Origin of the sequence: Microtetraspora glauca (genome assembly GCF_040656155.1) — a bacterium.
In the GTDB taxonomy this organism is placed as follows: Bacteria; Actinomycetota; Actinomycetes; order Streptosporangiales; family Streptosporangiaceae; genus Microtetraspora; species Microtetraspora glauca.
This window is the reverse complement of the sequence record NZ_JBFALK010000023.1, coordinates 34,634-50,224: the sequence shown is the minus strand read 5'-3', so window position 1 is coordinate 50,224 and position 15,591 is coordinate 34,634. Positions and strand designations below refer to the sequence as shown.

The 15,591-nt window shown below is 70.7% G+C and carries 12 protein-coding genes; 9 read left to right on the top strand and 3 right to left on the bottom strand.

The annotated features are described in order from the left end of the window. The first annotated feature begins 74 nt into the window (after nt 1–74). Entirely contained in the window at nt 75–2,261 is a 2,187-nt protein-coding gene (locus AB0I59_RS33805) for a RelA/SpoT family protein (protein ID WP_061257296.1), read from the top strand. A 111-nt stretch (nt 2,262–2,372) separates the two neighbouring features. On the opposite strand, the gene AB0I59_RS33800 is transcribed toward AB0I59_RS33805, so the two are convergent. Continuing rightward, nucleotides 2,373–3,602, bottom strand: a complete 1,230-nt coding sequence (locus tag AB0I59_RS33800; protein ID WP_061257297.1) for a DUF349 domain-containing protein — start codon at nt 3,600–3,602, stop codon at nt 2,373–2,375. Between the two features lie 60 nt (nt 3,603–3,662). Then, nucleotides 3,663–4,496, bottom strand: a complete 834-nt coding sequence (locus AB0I59_RS33795; RefSeq protein WP_061257219.1) for a peptidylprolyl isomerase — start codon at nt 4,494–4,496, stop codon at nt 3,663–3,665. 157 nt (nt 4,497–4,653) lie between these two features. On the opposite strand from AB0I59_RS33795, the gene AB0I59_RS33790 reads away from it, so the two are divergent. The 3 genes from AB0I59_RS33790 to aspS are packed head-to-tail and all read left to right on the top strand — an operon-like array spanning nt 4,654 to nt 8,371. Next, a complete protein-coding gene (locus AB0I59_RS33790; protein WP_061257220.1) occupies nt 4,654–5,358 on the top strand; it encodes an MBL fold metallo-hydrolase in 705 nt (234 codons plus the stop codon). Continuing rightward, complete coding sequence (gene hisS, locus AB0I59_RS33785; RefSeq protein WP_061257221.1) at nt 5,358–6,614, top strand: histidine--tRNA ligase; 1,257 nt, start codon at nt 5,358–5,360, stop codon at nt 6,612–6,614. Before AB0I59_RS33790 ends, hisS begins: the two co-directional genes overlap by 1 nt. Beyond that, nucleotides 6,611–8,371 (top strand): aspartate--tRNA ligase, encoded by a 1,761-nt coding sequence (gene aspS, locus AB0I59_RS33780; protein ID WP_061257222.1) that lies wholly within the window; start codon nt 6,611–6,613, stop codon nt 8,369–8,371. Before hisS ends, aspS begins: the two co-directional genes overlap by 4 nt. A gap of 122 nt (nt 8,372–8,493) precedes the next feature. Here the strand turns inward: aspS and AB0I59_RS33775 are convergent, their stop codons facing one another. After that, nucleotides 8,494–9,357 carry a peptidylprolyl isomerase gene (locus AB0I59_RS33775; RefSeq protein WP_358139369.1) on the bottom strand — a complete coding sequence of 288 codons (864 nt, stop codon included), beginning with the start codon at nt 9,355–9,357 and terminating at the stop codon, nt 8,494–8,496. 149 nt (nt 9,358–9,506) lie between these two features. Here AB0I59_RS33775 and AB0I59_RS33770 point away from each other — a divergent pair, with 149 nt between their 5' ends. From AB0I59_RS33770 to AB0I59_RS33750, 5 genes are all read left to right on the top strand, one after another. After that, nucleotides 9,507–12,785 carry a S41 family peptidase gene (locus AB0I59_RS33770; RefSeq protein WP_494410554.1) on the top strand — a complete coding sequence of 1,093 codons (3,279 nt, stop codon included), beginning with the start codon at nt 9,507–9,509 and terminating at the stop codon, nt 12,783–12,785. A 204-nt stretch (nt 12,786–12,989) separates the two neighbouring features. Next, nucleotides 12,990–13,436, top strand: a complete 447-nt coding sequence (locus tag AB0I59_RS33765; protein WP_061257225.1) for a DUF2231 domain-containing protein — start codon at nt 12,990–12,992, stop codon at nt 13,434–13,436. Nucleotides 13,437–13,467: 31 nt separating this feature from the next. Further along, on the top strand, nt 13,468–14,763 hold the full coding sequence (locus AB0I59_RS33760; RefSeq protein ID WP_358139537.1) for a replication-associated recombination protein A: 1,296 nt from the start codon (nt 13,468–13,470) through the stop codon (nt 14,761–14,763). A 205-nt stretch (nt 14,764–14,968) separates the two neighbouring features. Further along, nucleotides 14,969–15,346 (top strand): DUF948 domain-containing protein, encoded by a 378-nt coding sequence (locus tag AB0I59_RS33755; RefSeq protein ID WP_061257226.1) that lies wholly within the window; start codon nt 14,969–14,971, stop codon nt 15,344–15,346. Further along, nucleotides 15,343–15,591 carry a hypothetical protein gene (locus AB0I59_RS33750; RefSeq protein ID WP_358139362.1) on the top strand — a complete coding sequence of 83 codons (249 nt, stop codon included), beginning with the start codon at nt 15,343–15,345 and terminating at the stop codon, nt 15,589–15,591. Before AB0I59_RS33755 ends, AB0I59_RS33750 begins: the two co-directional genes overlap by 4 nt.

Below are 15,591 nucleotides of genomic sequence, written 5' to 3'. Positions count from 1 at the left end.
CGGAGGCCGCGGAGGAGAGACCCGCGCCTGCCGTGCGACGCCGGCGGGCGCGGTTCGGGGGGCAGTGGGGTGCTATGAATCCGGTTCTGGAACCGCTCTTCAAGACGGTTCGCGCGACCCATCCCAAGGCGGACCTCCGGCTGATCGAGCGCGCGTACGATGTCGCCGCGCACCACCACCGCGACCAGAAGCGCAAGAGCGGCGATCCCTACATCACGCACCCGCTGGCCGTGGCGACGATCCTGGCCGAGCTCGGCACGGATGACGAGACGCTCTGCGCCGCGCTCCTGCACGACACCGTGGAGGACACCGCCTACAGCCTCGAGGAGCTGCGCGCCGACTTCGGCGAGAGCATCGCCCTGCTCGTCGACGGCGTCACCAAGCTGGACAAGGTCAAGTTCGGCGACGCGGCGCAGGCGGAGACCGTCAGGAAGATGGTCGTCGCCATGGCGCGCGACATCCGGGTGCTGGTCATCAAGCTCGCCGACCGGCTGCACAACATGCGCACGATGCGCTACCTCCCCGAGCACAAGCGGCAGCAGAAGTCCCGCGAGACGCTGGAGATCTTCGCGCCCCTGGCCCACCGGCTCGGCATGAACACCATCAAGTGGGAGCTGGAGGACCTCGCGTTCGCCATGCTCTATCCGAAGCGGTACGACGAGATCGCCCGGATGGTGTCCGAGCGCGCGCCGCGCCGGGACCTGTTCCTGCAGGACGTGATCGAGAAGGTCTCCGGCGACCTGCGCGAGGCCAAGATCAGGGCGACGGTGAAGGGCCGCCCGAAGCACTACTACTCGATCTACCAGAAGATGATCGCCAAGGACGTCGCGTTCGAGGAGATCTACGACCTGATGGGCATCCGCGTACTGGTGGACACCGTGCGCGACTGCTACGCGGCCCTCGGAACGATCCACGCCCAGTGGAGGCCGGTGCCCGGGCGGTTCAAGGACTACATCGCGATGCCCAAGTTCAACATGTACCAGTCGTTGCACACGACGGTCATGGGGCCAGAGGGCAAGACGATCGAGCTGCAGATCCGCACCCGCGCCATGCACCACCGGGCGGAGTACGGCGTGGCCGCCCACTGGAAGTACAAGGAGGAGATGAACGGCGCCCCCGGCCCGGCGGCCAAGGGGAAGCAGGTCAACGACATGGCCTGGCTGCGCCAGCTCCTCGACTGGCAGAAGGAGACCTCCGACCCGGGCGAGTTCCTGGAGTCGCTGCGCTTCGACCTGTCGGTCTCGGAGGTGTTCGTCTTCACGCCGCGCGGCCAGGTGATCGCGCTGCCCGAGGGCGCCACCCCCGTCGACTTCGCGTACGCCGTGCACACCGAGGTGGGGCACCGCTGCATCGGAGCCAGGGTCAACGGCCGCCTGGTGCCGCTGGAGTCCCGGCTGGGCAACGGCGACACGGTGGAGATCTTCACCTCCAAGTCCCCGGACGCCGGACCGTCCCGCGACTGGCTGAAGTTCGTCAAGAGCGGCCGGGCCCGCAACAAGATCCGCCAGTGGTTCTCCAAGGAGCGCAGGGAGACCGCGATCGAGGCCGGCAAGGAGGCCATCGGGCGGGCGATGCGCAAGCAGGGGCTGCCGCTCCAGCGCCTGATGTCGGGGGAGGCGCTCCTCGCGCTCGCCCGCGACCTCAGGTACCCCGACGTGTCCGCGCTCTACGCGGCGGTGGGCGAGGGCCACTCCGGTGCCCAGGCGGTCGTCCAGAAGCTCGTGCAGTCCCTCGGAGGCGTCGAGGGGGCAGAGGAGGACATCGCCGAGGCGGCGGTCCCCACGAAGCTCAGAGGACGCCCCAGGGGAGGTTCCAACGCCGGTGTCAACGTCGCCGGCGACCCGGACGTGTGGGTACGGCTGTCGCGGTGCTGTACGCCGGTCCCCGGAGACGACATCGTGGGCTTCGTCACGCGCGGGCACGGGGTCTCGGTCCACCGGAACAACTGCCCGAACGTGGAGCAGCTCAACGAGCAGCCCGACCGGCTCGTGCAGGTGTCGTGGGCGCCGGGAGACGACTCGGTCTTCCTCGTCGCGATCCAGGTCGAGGCACTGGACCGGCCCCGGCTCCTGTCGGACGTCACCCGGACCCTGTCCGACCAGCACGTGAACATCCTGTCCGCCACGGTGGCCACCAGCAGGGACCGCGTCGCGGTGAGCAAGTTCACCTTCGAGATGGGCGATCCCAAGCACCTCGGCCACGTGCTCAAGGCGGTGCGCAACATCCAGGGCGTCTACGACGTCTACCGCGTGACGAACTGACCGGCCGCACCTCGAACCACTCGAACCACTCGAATGAGCGCACTGGCTCGTTCACACGTCGACCCCCGCCGCGCGTTCGCGCGGCGGGGGTCGACGTGTGAACGAGCCGGATCAGGAGAACTCGGCGAGCGTGCGCTCGGCCTCCTCAAGCCACGAACGCCGGGCGGTCAGGGCCTCCTCGGTCTCCTTGACGTCCTTGTCCCTGCCCGCGGCCTGCGCCTTGGACAGCCGGGTCTCGAGCTGTTCGATGGACTTGCGGAGCTGGCTGACCGTGTCCTGCGCGCGGGCCCTGGCCTCGGGGTTCGAGCGGCGCCACTCGTTCTCCTCGGCCTTGCGGACGGCGTCGTCGATCTTGCGCAGGCCGCCTTCGAGCCGGTCGCGCTGCTCGCGCGGCACCGGGCCGGCCGCCTCCCAGCGCTCCAGGATGCCGCGCAGGACGCCGCGGGCGCTCCTGGCGTCCGTGACGGGCAGCAGCTTGCCCGCCTCGGCGAGCAGCGCCTCCTTCGCCTCGGCGTTGGCCGCGAACGAGGCGTCCCGCTCGGCGAAGACGGCCGACCTGGCGTGGAAGAACTGGTCCTGGGCGCCCTTGAACCTGCCCCAGAGCTCGTCCTCCACCTCGCGCGAGGCACGGCCGGCGTTCTTCCACTGGCGCATCAGCTCGCGGTAGGCGGCGGCCGTCGCGTTCCAGTCGGTCGAGGCCGCCAGGGCCTCCGCCTCGGCCACGATGCGCTCCTTGGCGCCGCGCACCGCGTCACGCTGCTCGTCGAGCGAGGAGAAGTACGCCTTGCGCCGCTTGGCGAACGCCGTACGGGCGGCGGACAGGCGCTTCCACAGGCCCGCCTCGGTGGCGCGGTCGATCCGCTCGGCGGCCTTCCACTCGTCCACGAGCTGCCGCAGGCGCTCGCCGCCGGACTTCCAGTGGGTGGCGTCCTCGGCGATCCGCTCCGCCTCGGCGACGATCCGCTCCTTGACCTCGCGGGCCTGGACCCGTGCCTGGTCGCGCGCGGCCTTCACCTCTTCCCGGCGCTTGCCGACGAGGTCGCTGAGTGCGCCGAGGCGGTCCTGGAGCGCGCCCAGGTCGCCGATCGCATGCGCCTCGGCGACCGCCTCGCGGAGCTTCAGGATGCTCGCCTCCGCCTGCGCGGGCGGCAGGTCGGTGCCCCTCACCCGCTGTTCGAGGAGCTGGACCTGCCCGGCCAGTTCCTCGTACTTGCGGTGGTAGTAGGCGAGAGCCTCTTCCGGCTCACCGGCCTGCCAGGACCCGACGGCTCGTTCGCCCTCGGCCGTACGCACGTAGACGGTGCCGTCGTCGTCTACCCGGCCCCACGGGTCGGTGGTCACGGTGTCCTCCCGCACTCGAATCAGCCTCCAGGGCTTCACTGTGCCCTTGGTTGTATTACGTCAGCTCTTGCTGGTTATTGTCACGTCTTTGATTTCGACGGGCTGCTTGGGTGCGCCCGTTCCGTCGTTCTGGGCTCCAGCGATGATCCCGCGCTTGGCCACTTTGTCCAGGATTTCCAGCCCCTTCGTCACCGTACCGAAAGGTGTGTAGTCGGCGCTCAGGCCGGTCTCCCCGTACACGATGAAGAACTGGCTGCCGTTCGTGGCGGGGCCGCTGTTGGCCATGGCGAGCACGCCGCGGTTGTACTTGGCGCCCGCGAGGTTCTCGTCGACGAACCGGTAGCCGGGGCCGCCCTGGCCGTCGGTCGCGTTCTTGCCGTCCGCCTTCGCGAGCGGGTCGCCGCACTGCAGGATGGGGAACGTGGTGCCCAGCCGATGGCATCTGGTGTTGTCGAAGTAGTCCTTCGACGCGAGGAACTTGAACGAGTTGACCGTGCAGGGCGCGTTGACGGAGTCGAGCGTGGCGACGATGTCGCCGTAGTTCGTCTTGATCGTCATGGTCGCCGGCGCGGTGCTGATCTTCTCCGGCGGCGTGCCGACGTTCTTGACCTGCTCTCCTGGGGCGGACGCGACGTAGGTGCACGTCCCCGTCGACGGGTCGTACGCCTTGGGCTCCGCCGCCGCCGTGGTCGGCTTGGCCGTCGCGGTGGCGTCGTCACCGCCTCCCATCAGCGCGACCGCGCCCACGGCCGCGCCGATCACGACCACGACGGCGGTGCTCGTCCCGATGAGCGCGGTGCGCCGAGACCTGCGCTGCCGCTCAAGTCTCGCCTGCGCCTGCCGCTGGTAATGCTCACGGGCCAGCTGCTTCTGGCGGTCCTTGCCGGTGGCCACTTCGTCCTCCCGACTGTCCAAGAATGACTATTGAGGTGGGCGAATCGTATCGGCACACGGGTATTGGTTCGCAGCCCGCCGACCCGCACCGGTACCCTTCGGTTACATTCGCTCGCGCATTCCTTGATACATCTTCTGAGACGAAGAGGCCGATTCCGTGCTCGTCGCCGGGTTTCCCGCAGGGTCCTTCCAGACCAACTGCTACGTCGTCGCTCCCGCCGCAGGCGAGGAGTGCGTCGTCATCGACCCAGGTCAGGACGCTGTCGAGGGCCTCGACGAGGTTTTGCGCGAGCACCGGCTGAAGCCGGTCGCGGTGCTGCTCACCCATGGCCACATCGACCACATGTGGTCGGTCGTGCCCGTCTGCGGAGCGCGTGACGTCCCCGCGTGGATCCACCCCGAAGACCGCGAACTGCTGTCGGATCCGGCCAAGGGGTTGTCCCTGCAGACCAGGCAGATGCTGTTCGGCGGCCTGGAGTTCACCGAGCCCGACGACGTCAGGGAGCTGTCGGACGGCGCGACGCTGAAACTCGCGGGTCTGGAGATCACGGTCGACCACGCGCCCGGCCATACCAGGGGGTCGGTGACGTTCCGGGTACCTGAGATCATGTTCTCGGGAGACCTGCTGTTCGCCGGCTCCATCGGCCGTACCGACCTTCCGGGCGGTGACTACGCGACGATCCTGCGCAGCCTGGCCACCGTGTGCCTGCCGCTGCCGGACGAGACGACGGTCCTGCCCGGTCACGGACCGCAGACGACCATTGGCCGCGAGCGCGCGACCAACCCTTATCTCAGGGGCCTGCACGAGGAGCAGGCTTCGGGCGGGGACGCGCCGCACGCCGGCCCGACCAGGGGACTGTAATGAGCTTTCAAGCGCCGAAGGGCACCTTCGACTGGATGCCGCCGCGCTCCGAGTGGGCCCTCGCCGTACGCGACGCGCTGTCCGCGCCGGCTCGCCGGGCGGGCTACGGCTACATCGAGACGCCCGCCTTCGAGGACACCCGGCTGTTCTCCCGCGGTGTCGGCGAGTCGACCGACATCGTGACCAAGGAGATGTACACGTTCGAGGACAAGGGCGGGCGGTCCATCACGCTCCGTCCCGAGGGCACCGCGTCCGTGGTGCGCGCGGTGATCGAGCACGGCCTGCCGGGCGGCCCGCTGCCCGTCAAGCTGTGGTACTCCGGCAGCTACTACCGCTACGAACGCGCCCAGAAGGGCCGGTACCGCCACTTCTCCCAGGTGGGCGCCGAGGCGCTGGGCGGTGAGGACCCGGCGCTCGACGCCGAGCTGATCGTGCTCGCGGTGGACGGCTACGCCGGGCTGGGCCTGCGGAACGTGCGGCTGCTGCTGAACTCGCTGGGCTGCCGCGAGTGCCGTCCCGCGTACCGCGCCGCGCTGCAGGAGTTCCTGCGGGGGCTCGACCTGGACGAGCCGACCCGCCAGCGCATCGAGATCAACCCGCTGCGGGTGCTCGACGACAAGCGTCCCGACGTCCAGTCCCAGCTCGCGGACGCGCCGCTGGTGACCGACCACCTGTGCGGGGCCTGCAAGGCCTACCACGAGGAGGTCCGCGGCCTGCTGTCCGACGTGGGCGTCTCCTACACCGACGACCCCCGGCTGGTACGCGGCCTCGACTACTACACCAGGACGACCTTCGAGTTCGTGCACGACGGGCTCGGCGCCCAGTCGGCCGTCGGCGGAGGGGGCCGCTACGACGGGCTGAGCGAGATGATCGGCGGACCCCCGCTGCCCAGCGTGGGCTGGGCGCTCGGGGTGGACCGCACGGTCCTCGCGATGGAGGCGGAGGGCCTGCTCACCGAGCGGCCGGGCACGATGGACGTCTTCGCCGTACCGCTCGGCGAGGAGGCGCGGCGCCGGGTGTTCACGCTCGTGGCCGAGCTGCGCCGGGCCGGCCTGTCCGTCGACATGGCCTTCGGGGGGCGCGGCGTCAAGGGCGCGATGAAGGCCGCCGACCGCAGCGGCGCCCGGTACGCCCTGATCCTCGGCGACCGAGATCTCGAGGCGGGAGCCGCACAGCTCAAGGACCTGACCACAGCCGAGCAGACCGCGGTGCCGATCGCCGAGGTCGTCGACATCCTGAAGGGGAAATTCTCGTGATCCGCAGTCACGAAGCAGGGACGCTTCGTAGGGAGCATGCAGGCCAGCGGGTGACGCTGGCGGGCTGGGTGGCCCGACGCCGGGACCACGGCGGTGTCGTCTTCATCGACCTGCGGGACGCCTCCGGCTCCGCCCAGGTGGTCTTCCGCGAGGAGGACCACGCCCACGACCTGCGCTCGGAGTACTGCGTCAAGGTGACGGGCGAGGTCCGGGTGCGCCCCGAGGGCAACGAGAACCCCGACCTGCCGACCGGCGCCGTCGAGGTCGTCGCCTCCGAGGTCGAGGTGCTGAGCGAGGCCGCGCCGCTGCCGTTCCCGATCGAGGGCAGCACCGGGGTGTCCGAGGAGGCGCGGCTGAAGTACCGCTACCTCGACATCCGCCGGGCGCAGATCGCGAACGCCCTGAAGATCCGCTCGCAGGCGACGTACCTGGCGAACGAGGTCATGAAGGAGCGCGGGTTCGTCTACGTCGAGACGCCGAACCTCACCCGCTCCACCCCCGAGGGGGCCCGTGACTTCCTGGTGCCGGTACGGCTCCAGCCGGGCAACTGGTACGCCCTTCCGCAGTCTCCGCAGCTGTTCAAGCAGCTGCTCATGGTCTCCGGCCTGGAGCGCTACTACCAGCTCGCGCGCTGCTTCCGCGACGAGGACCTGCGCGCCGACCGGCAGCCGGAGTTCACCCAGATCGACATCGAGATGTCGTTCGTCGACCAGGACGACGTCATCGAGCTCGGCGAGGCCCTGATCGGCCGCATCTGGAAGGAGACGATCGGCTACGACCTGCCCACGCCGCTGCCCCGGATCACCTACGCCGAGGCGATGGCGCGGTACGGCTCGGACAAGCCCGACCTGCGTTTCGGGGTCGAGCTGGTCGATCTGACCGAATACTTCGCGGAGACCACCTTCAGGGTGTTCCAGGCGCCGTACGTCGGTGCCGTGGTGATGCCGGGCGGCGCCGGGCAGACCCGCAAGGAGCTGGACGCCTGGCAGGAGTGGGCCAAGTCCCGCGGCGCCCGCGGCCTCGCGTACGTGCTGGTCCAGGAGGACGGCTTCGGCGGTCCTGTCGCCAAGAACCTGTCCGAGACGGAGATCGCCGGCCTGGCCAAGGCCACGGGTGCGCAGCCCGGCGACGCGGTCTTCTTCGCCGCCGGTCTGCCCGGCCCCTCGCGGGAGCTGCTCGGCGCGGCCCGGCTGGAGATCGGCCGCCGCTGCGATCTGATCGACGAGTCCCAGTGGTCGTTCCTGTGGGTCGTCGACGCCCCGATGTTCGAGCCCGTCGTCGACGAGGTCGGCCGCGAGACCGGCTGGACCGCGGTGCACCACCCGTTCACCGGTCCGAAGCCCGAGTGGGCCGACAACTTCCAGGACAACCCCGGCGAGGCCCTGGCGTACGCGTACGACATGGTCTGCAACGGCATGGAGATCGGCGGTGGCTCGATCCGTATCCACCGTGCCGAGATGCAGCAGCGGGTCTTCGACGTGCTGGGCATCTCCAAGGAGGAGGCGGAGAGCAAGTTCGGCTTCCTGCTGGAGGCGTTCAAGTACGGCCCGCCGCCGCACGGGGGCATCGCCTACGGCTGGGACCGCGTCTGCATGCTGCTCAGCGGAGGCGAGTCGATCCGTGACGTGATCGCGTTCCCGAAGACCGCCTCCGGGTTCGACCCGCTGACCGGCGCGCCCACGCCGATCACGACCGACCAGCGCAAGGAGGCCGGTGTGGACGCCAAGCCCAAGAGCGAGGCGGCCCCGCAGGCCTGACACGGCGCCGGAGACGCCCCTCGGGGCGCTCCGGACGCGGTCTCCCATACGGGAACGGCCCCTGGTGCCCGGCGGCGAATCGCCGGGCGCCAGGGGCCGTTTCCCGTCCCGCGAGCGCGGGGTCAGGAGACCCTGACGGTCTTGATCACAACCTTGATCTTGGGTGCGTTCGAGCCGCCGTCGTCGCTGGTGATGTCCACGCCGTCCTTGGCGGTGTTGACCCCACCCTTGACGATCTTGTCCACGATCTCCATGCCCTGGCGGACGATGCCGAACGGCGTGTACGCCTGCGGAAGCTGGGCGTTCTCGTCGGTGTAGGAGATGACGAACTGGCTGCCGTTGGAGTTGGCGGCGTCGCCTGCCTGGGCCATGAACACCACGCCGCGGGCGTACTGCGGCCCGAGGTTCTCGTCGGGGAACAGGTAGCCGGGGCCGCCGGTGCCGTCGGTCGGGTTCTCGCCGTCGCCCTTGGCCTGGGGGTCGCCGCACTGCAGCAGGCCGAGGCCGTTGGTCTCGATCGTGGTGAGGCGGTGGCAGACCGTGTTGTCGAAGTACTTCTTGCTGGCCAGGAACGCGAACGAGTTCACCGTGCAGGGCGTGTCGCCGGGGGCGATGTCGAGGACGATCTTGCCGAGGTTGGTGTAAATCGTCATCGCCTTGGCGTTGATCACCGCCTTGCTGAGCCGCTTCGGCGGCAGCCCGACGAACTTCGCCGGGCTGCCGGTGTCGTCCTTGCGGTACTCGCAGGTGACCTTGCGCAGGTCCGTGGGCTTGACACTGGGCGTCGCGTTCGGGAGATCCGACGGGATGGCCGAGGGAGCCTCGGAAGGCGAGGCCGAAGGGGGCGCCTCGGCAATGTCCTTGGACTCGCTGCACGCCGCGAGCCCGCCCACCAGTGCGAGCACACCGAGGCCGACGCCGAAGGTGGTGCGCCTGGCCTTGCCCTTGCGCCAAGCCGGGTGCTGCTGCCGGTCCGTGTCGGTCACCGTTATGCCTTCCCTTTTACCTGTTTTGACCACTGCGATGCGTCACTTTATCGGCGATCCTGTCGGGTTCGCGTAAGCAGGAGACTCACAGGTATCTCAAGTAGCAGAAATCACGATCTTGCGGTAAAGAACCATCCCGTTACGATTACGTGGTGACAAGTGGGCCTTACCTCCGATTTCCCCACGTTCACCGGCAATCCCTGACCTTCGTGGCGGACGACGATGTCTGGATCGCTCCACTCGACGGCGGGAGGGCCTGGCGGCTGACGGTCGACCGGGCCAGGGTGAGCCACCCGAGGTTCTCTCCCGACGGCGCGAGGGTCGCCTGGACGAGCCGGTGCGACGGCGACCCGGAGATCCACGTGGTCCCGATCGGAGGCGGGCCCGTCACGCGGCTCACCTATTGGGGGGACTACCGCACGGAGTCGCGGGGCTGGCTGGACGACCACACCGTCGCCGTCGTCAGCGGGCAGGGCCAGCCCTTCGGGTTCTGGACCTGGGCGTACGCGGTCCCGGACGACGGCGGTCCGGCGACGCGGCAGCCGTACGGGCCGGTCGAGGACCTGCACGTGGCGGAGGGGGACGCGCTGCTGCTCACCGGGGCGGCGGGACACGACCCGGCGCACTGGAAGCGCTACCGGGGCGGCGGCACCGGCAGGCTCTGGCTCAACGGGCGGCGCCTGCTCGAAGGCCACGAGGGCCAGATCGCCGCACCGATGATCGTCGGGGGCCGGATCGCCTTCCTCTCCGACCACGAGGGGGTCGGCAACGTCTACTCCTGCGCCCCGGACGGCTCCGATCTCGTACGGCACACCTGGCACGAGGACTTCTACGCCCGCCAGGCGAGCACCGACGGGCGGCGGATCGTGTACAGCCGGGCGGGGGAGCTGTGGCTTCTCCCCGGCCTCGACGCCCGCCCGGAGCGCCTCGATGTGACGCTGGGCGGCGCGGGAGCGGGCTGGCGGCCGTACGCGGCGCCGCCGTCCGTGGAGCACCTGTCGTGCGACGCCACCGGCCGGGCCAGCGCCGTGGAGGTGGCGGGCACGGTGGTGTGGCTGACGCACGAGGACGGGCCGGCGCGAAGCCTGACCGCACGTCCGGGAGTCCGGGCCAGGCTCCCCATCGTGCTCGGCTCCTTACGGGGCCAGGACGGGGAGGAGACACCGCGGCGCGGCAACGGGCCGGTCGCATGGGTGAGCGACGCCGGCGGCGAGGACGGGATCGAACTCGTGGAGCCCGGCGGCACGGTCAGGAGTGTCGCCGGCGGCCGGCTCGGGCGCGTGCTGGAGATCACCGGAGCGCCGGACGGCGGCACGATCGCGGTGACCACCCACGACGGCGGGCTCCTGCTCGTGGACGTGGCGAGCGGCGAGGTGACGGAGCTGGCGCGGTCGGCGTGCGGCCCGCTCAGCGGGGCGAGGTTCTCGCCCGACTCCGCCTGGCTTGCCTGGTCGCATCCCGAGGTGGGCCTGCTGCGCGCGATCCGGATGGCCCGGGTGCCCAGGCCGTCCGCGTCCGTCGCGGAAGACGCGGCCAGGACGGAAGGCGCGGCCAGGACGGCAGGCGCGGCCAGGACGGAAGGCGCGGCCAGGACGGACAGCGCGGAGGGCGCTGACCGTGCGGACGGCACGGACGCGGTTCCGGTGATCGTCGAGGTCACCGACGGCCGGTTCAGCGACACCGAGCCGGTGTTCACACCCGACGGGAGATATCTCGCCTTCCTGTCCATGCGGGGCTTCGACCCGATCTTCGACGTGCACAGCTTCGACCTGGCCTTCCCCGTCGGCTCCCGGCCCTTCCTGCTGCCGCTCGCCCGCAGCACGCCCTCGCCGTTCGCGCCCTCCGTGGACGGGCGCCCGGCCGAGCCGGAGGAGGGCGGCCGCGTGGACATCGTCGTGGACACCGAGGGGATGGCGAGCCGGGTGGTCGCCCTGCCGGTCCCCGAGGCCCACTACTCGAGCCTCCAGGCGGTCAAGGACGGTCTGGCCTGGCTGCGCCACCCGCTCCGAGGCTCCCTGGGCACCGGGCAGAACGGGACGCGGCCACGGACGGTCCTCGAACGGTTCGACCTCGGGAAGCGCGCGTGCGAGGAGGTCGCGAACGCCGACGCCTTCTCGGTCAGCGGCGACGGCGGGCGCGTCGCGTACATCGACGGCCACGCCATGAAGGTCACCGGCGGGGCCGGAGACCCGGCCGAGGTGGACCTGCGCAGGATCAGGGTCGAGGTCGATCCGCGGAGCCGCTGGCGGCAGGCGTACGCGGAGGCCGGGCGGCTGGTGCGCGACCACTTCTGGGTGGCGGACCTCGCGGGCGTCGACTGGCCGGCCGTGCTCGCCGCGTACCGCCCCTGGCTGGACCGGGTCTCCGGCGCCGACGAGTTCGCCGACGTGCTCGGCGAGGCCCTGGGCGAGCTGGCGTCCTCGCACGCGTACGTGCGGCCGGGGCCGTCCGGCGGGTCCTTCAGGCCCGTCGGGATGCTGGGCGCCGATCTCGCCCCTGACACCGACGGCCTCTGGCGGGTCCGCAGGATCCTGCCCGCGGAGTCCTCCGACCCGCAGGCCCGGTCCCCGCTCGCCGGTTCCGGCGTACGGCCCGGCGACGCGGTCCTCGCGGTGGACGGCCGCCCGGTCGACCCGCGTACGGGCCCGGCCCCTCTGCTGGTGGACACGGCGGGCCGGCCGGTCGAGCTCACGGTCGAGTCGGGCGACAGGGTGTTCCGGGTGGCGGTGGTCCCGCTGTGGGACGACCGGACGCTGCGCTACCACGCCTGGGTGGCGGAGCGCAGGGAGCGGGTGCGGCGGCTGAGCGGGGGCAGGGCGGGCTATCTGCACGTCCCCGACATGGACGCGTCCGGCTGGGCGCAACTCCACCGGGACCTCGGCCGCGAGCTGGTGCGGGACGTCCTCGTCGTCGATCTCAGGGGCAACCGCGGGGGGTTCACCTCCCAGCTCGTGCTGGAGAAGCTGTCGCGGCGGATCGTCGGCTGGGAGATGAGCCGCCACCTGCGGCCGCAGAGCTATCCGATGGACGCGCCTCGGGGTCCGGTGGTCGTGGTGTGCGACGAGGCGACGTGCTCCGACGGGGACATCATCACCGGAGCCGCGCAGACCCTCGGCCTCGGGCCGGTGGTGGGGACCAGGACGTGGGGCGGTGTGATCGGCTACGACGGATGGCACCGCCTGGGCGACGGCACCTCCTTCACCGTCCCCGGATACGCGAACTGGATCCGCGGGTACGGCTGGGAGCTGGAGAACCGGGGGGCCACGCCCGACGTGGAGGTGCTGAACACACCCGCGGACTGGGCCGCCGGCGCCGATCCGCAGCTCGACACGGCGGTGCGGCTGGCGCTGGAGAAGCTCGCGGACGCGCCCGCGGCCGCGCCGCCCGACCCCGCGACCCGTCCGAGGAGGGGCAGGACCGTCACCTGACCGGGCCGCGGGCCGCGGGTCGCGCGCACGCGGGCGACCGGTGGTGACGCGGGAAGGCCGATCTGTGAGGGTGGTAATCCCCTCCCTCCAGGGAGGGGAGAAATTCAGATTGTTCTCAGATCTCTTTGAGAACCTCGCCGTGATCGCATCCGTATCAGGGTGAGGAACAACCCTGCCACGATCACGAAGCCAGGAGTGACGCCCATGTTCGACGAGATCCTCGGCCTGCCCGTCCACCCCCTGCTCGTCCACGCGGCGGTCGTGCTGACACCGCTGCTGGCCCTCCTCTCGGTCGCCCACGCCGCGTTGCCGAGGTTCCGCGGGAAGTTCGACTGGATGCTCGTCCTGACGGCGGTCGGCGCTCCCGTCGCCGTCTTCGTGGCGAAGGAGAGCGGCGAGGCGTTCGAGAGGAATCTCTTCGAGGGGCGGACGTCGCCCGCCGTCGCCGCGCACGAGAGCTTCGCCAACCCCCTGCTGATCAGTACGGCCGCACTGGGCCTCGTGGCCCTCCTGCTCGTCTTCGGCGCCAGGAAGTGGCCGAAGGCCGCCGGCACGGTGCTGTCCGCCGCTTCCGTGGTCCTCGCGGTCGTCGCCGGTTACTACGTCGTACGCGCCGGGCACAGCGGGGCGACGGCGGTCTGGGGCGGCTAGAGTCGAGGTTGTGGACAGTCTGTTCGATTCGATGGCCGAGGAGGCCCACAGAGGCCAGGAACCGCTGGCCGTCCGGATGCGACCGCGCGGTCTGGACGAGGTGATCGGACAGCGCCACCTGCTCGGCCAGGGCACGCCGTTGCGCCGCCTGGTCGAGAGCGAGGCCCCCATGTCCCTGTTCCTGTGGGGGCCGCCGGGCACGGGAAAGACCACACTCGCCTATGTCGTGGCAGGCGCCACCAAGCGCCGGTTCGTGGAGATCTCCGCCGTCTCCGCCGGCGTCAAGGACGTACGCGCCGCGATCGACCAGGCCCGCCGCGAGCTCGGCATGAGCGGCCGGCAGACCGTCCTCTTCGTCGACGAGGTGCACCGCTTCAACAAGGCCCAGCAGGACGCGCTGCTCCCGGCGGTCGAGAACCGCTGGGTCACCTTCATCGGCGCCACCACGGAGAACCCGTTCTTCTCGGTCATCTCGCCGCTGCTGTCCCGGTCGCTGCTCCTCACCCTGGAGTCGCTGACTGAAGACGACGTGCGGGCCGTCCTGGAGCGGGCGGTCGGCGACCCGCGCGGCCTCGGCGGGCGCGCCACACTGCACCCCGACGCCCTCGACCAGCTCGTACGGCTCGCCGGGGGCGACGCCCGCCGGTCCCTGACCTACCTCGAGGCGGCGGCGCTGCTGTCCGACGAGATCACCGTCGAGGTCGTGGAGCGGGCGGTCGACAAGGCGGCGGTCCGCTACGACCGGCAGGGCGACCAGCACTACGACGTGATCAGCGCGTTCATCAAGAGCATGCGCGGTTCGGACGCCGACGCCGCCCTGCACTACCTGGCCCGCATGGTCGAGGCGGGGGAGGACCCCCGGTTCATCGCCCGCCGGATTGTGATCTTCGCCTCAGAGGACGTCGGCATGGCCGATCCGACCTGCCTCCAGGTCGCCGTGGCGGCCGCGCAGGCGGTGGAGTTCATCGGGCTTCCCGAGGGCCGCATCAACCTCGCCCAGGCGGTGATCCACTGCACGCTCGCGCCCAAGTCCAACGCGGTCGTCTCGGCCATCGGCGCCGCCGCCGACGACGTACGGCGCGGCCTGATCGGGCAGATCCCCTCCCACCTGCGCGACGCCCACTATCCCGGCGCGAGCAAGCTGGGCCACGGCAAGGGCTACCAGTACCCCCACGACTTCGAGCACGGCCTGGTCCGGCAGGACTACGCGCCCAAGGAGCTCAGGGACCGGCGCTACTACCAGCCCACCAAGCACGGCGCGGAGGCGCGGTTCGCCGAGCGCTGGACGCGGATCCGCGACTTCCTCAGGGGCGACGGCCGTACGTGAGGGCCGTACCCGAAGGTCGCGCCTGACGGACGCCTGGCGGCCGGAGGGGCCGGGCGGGGGCCGGGAAGGGCGTGGTGGGCCTCGGCGTACCCGGCGTTCGCGGTAGGGTCTTGCCATTCCAGCCGAATCCGCCGCGCCGAAGCCGCGCGGCGCGGGTTCGAGCAGAGACACGCGCCTGCCACCTACCGAGGAGACGGATCCGCACATGCTTACCGCGGGAGAGGTCGCCGGTCTGATCGTCGCGATGTTCTGGGCGATCCTGGTGTGCTTCATGGCCGTCGTGCTCGTCAGGCTGGCCCGCCTGCTCACCGAGACCACCAAGGTGGTGTCCGAGCTGAGCGATCGGGTGGTGCCCCTCCTGGAGGACGTCGGCCAGACGGTCAACGAGACCAACCGCCAACTGGTCGCGGTCGAGGCGATCACGGAGAACGTCAAGGACGTCAGCGGCAACATGGTGAAGATCACCGGTGTCGCGGCCATGCTGTTCGCCGGGCCGATGATCAAGCTGTCCGCGCTGGGGTACGGCGTCCGCGAGGCGCTGGCCCGGCGGGACCGCCGCGCGATCGGGGGGCGGCGTCCGTGATCCGCCGGTTCTTCTACATCGCGGTCGGCGTGTGCCTCGCCGTCTGGACGATGCGTAAGCTTCAGGCGATGCGGCCCGAGAACGTGGCCAGACGCGCCGTCGGCCGGGCGGCCGGGTTCGCCGGTGAGCTCGTGGACTTCGCCGGGGACGTCCGCGCGCTGGCGCGGGACCGGGAAACTGAGTTGCGCGCCCGCATGGGACTCGAAAGTCTTGACAGAAACTACGACGTAAAGGATGGCCGCTGA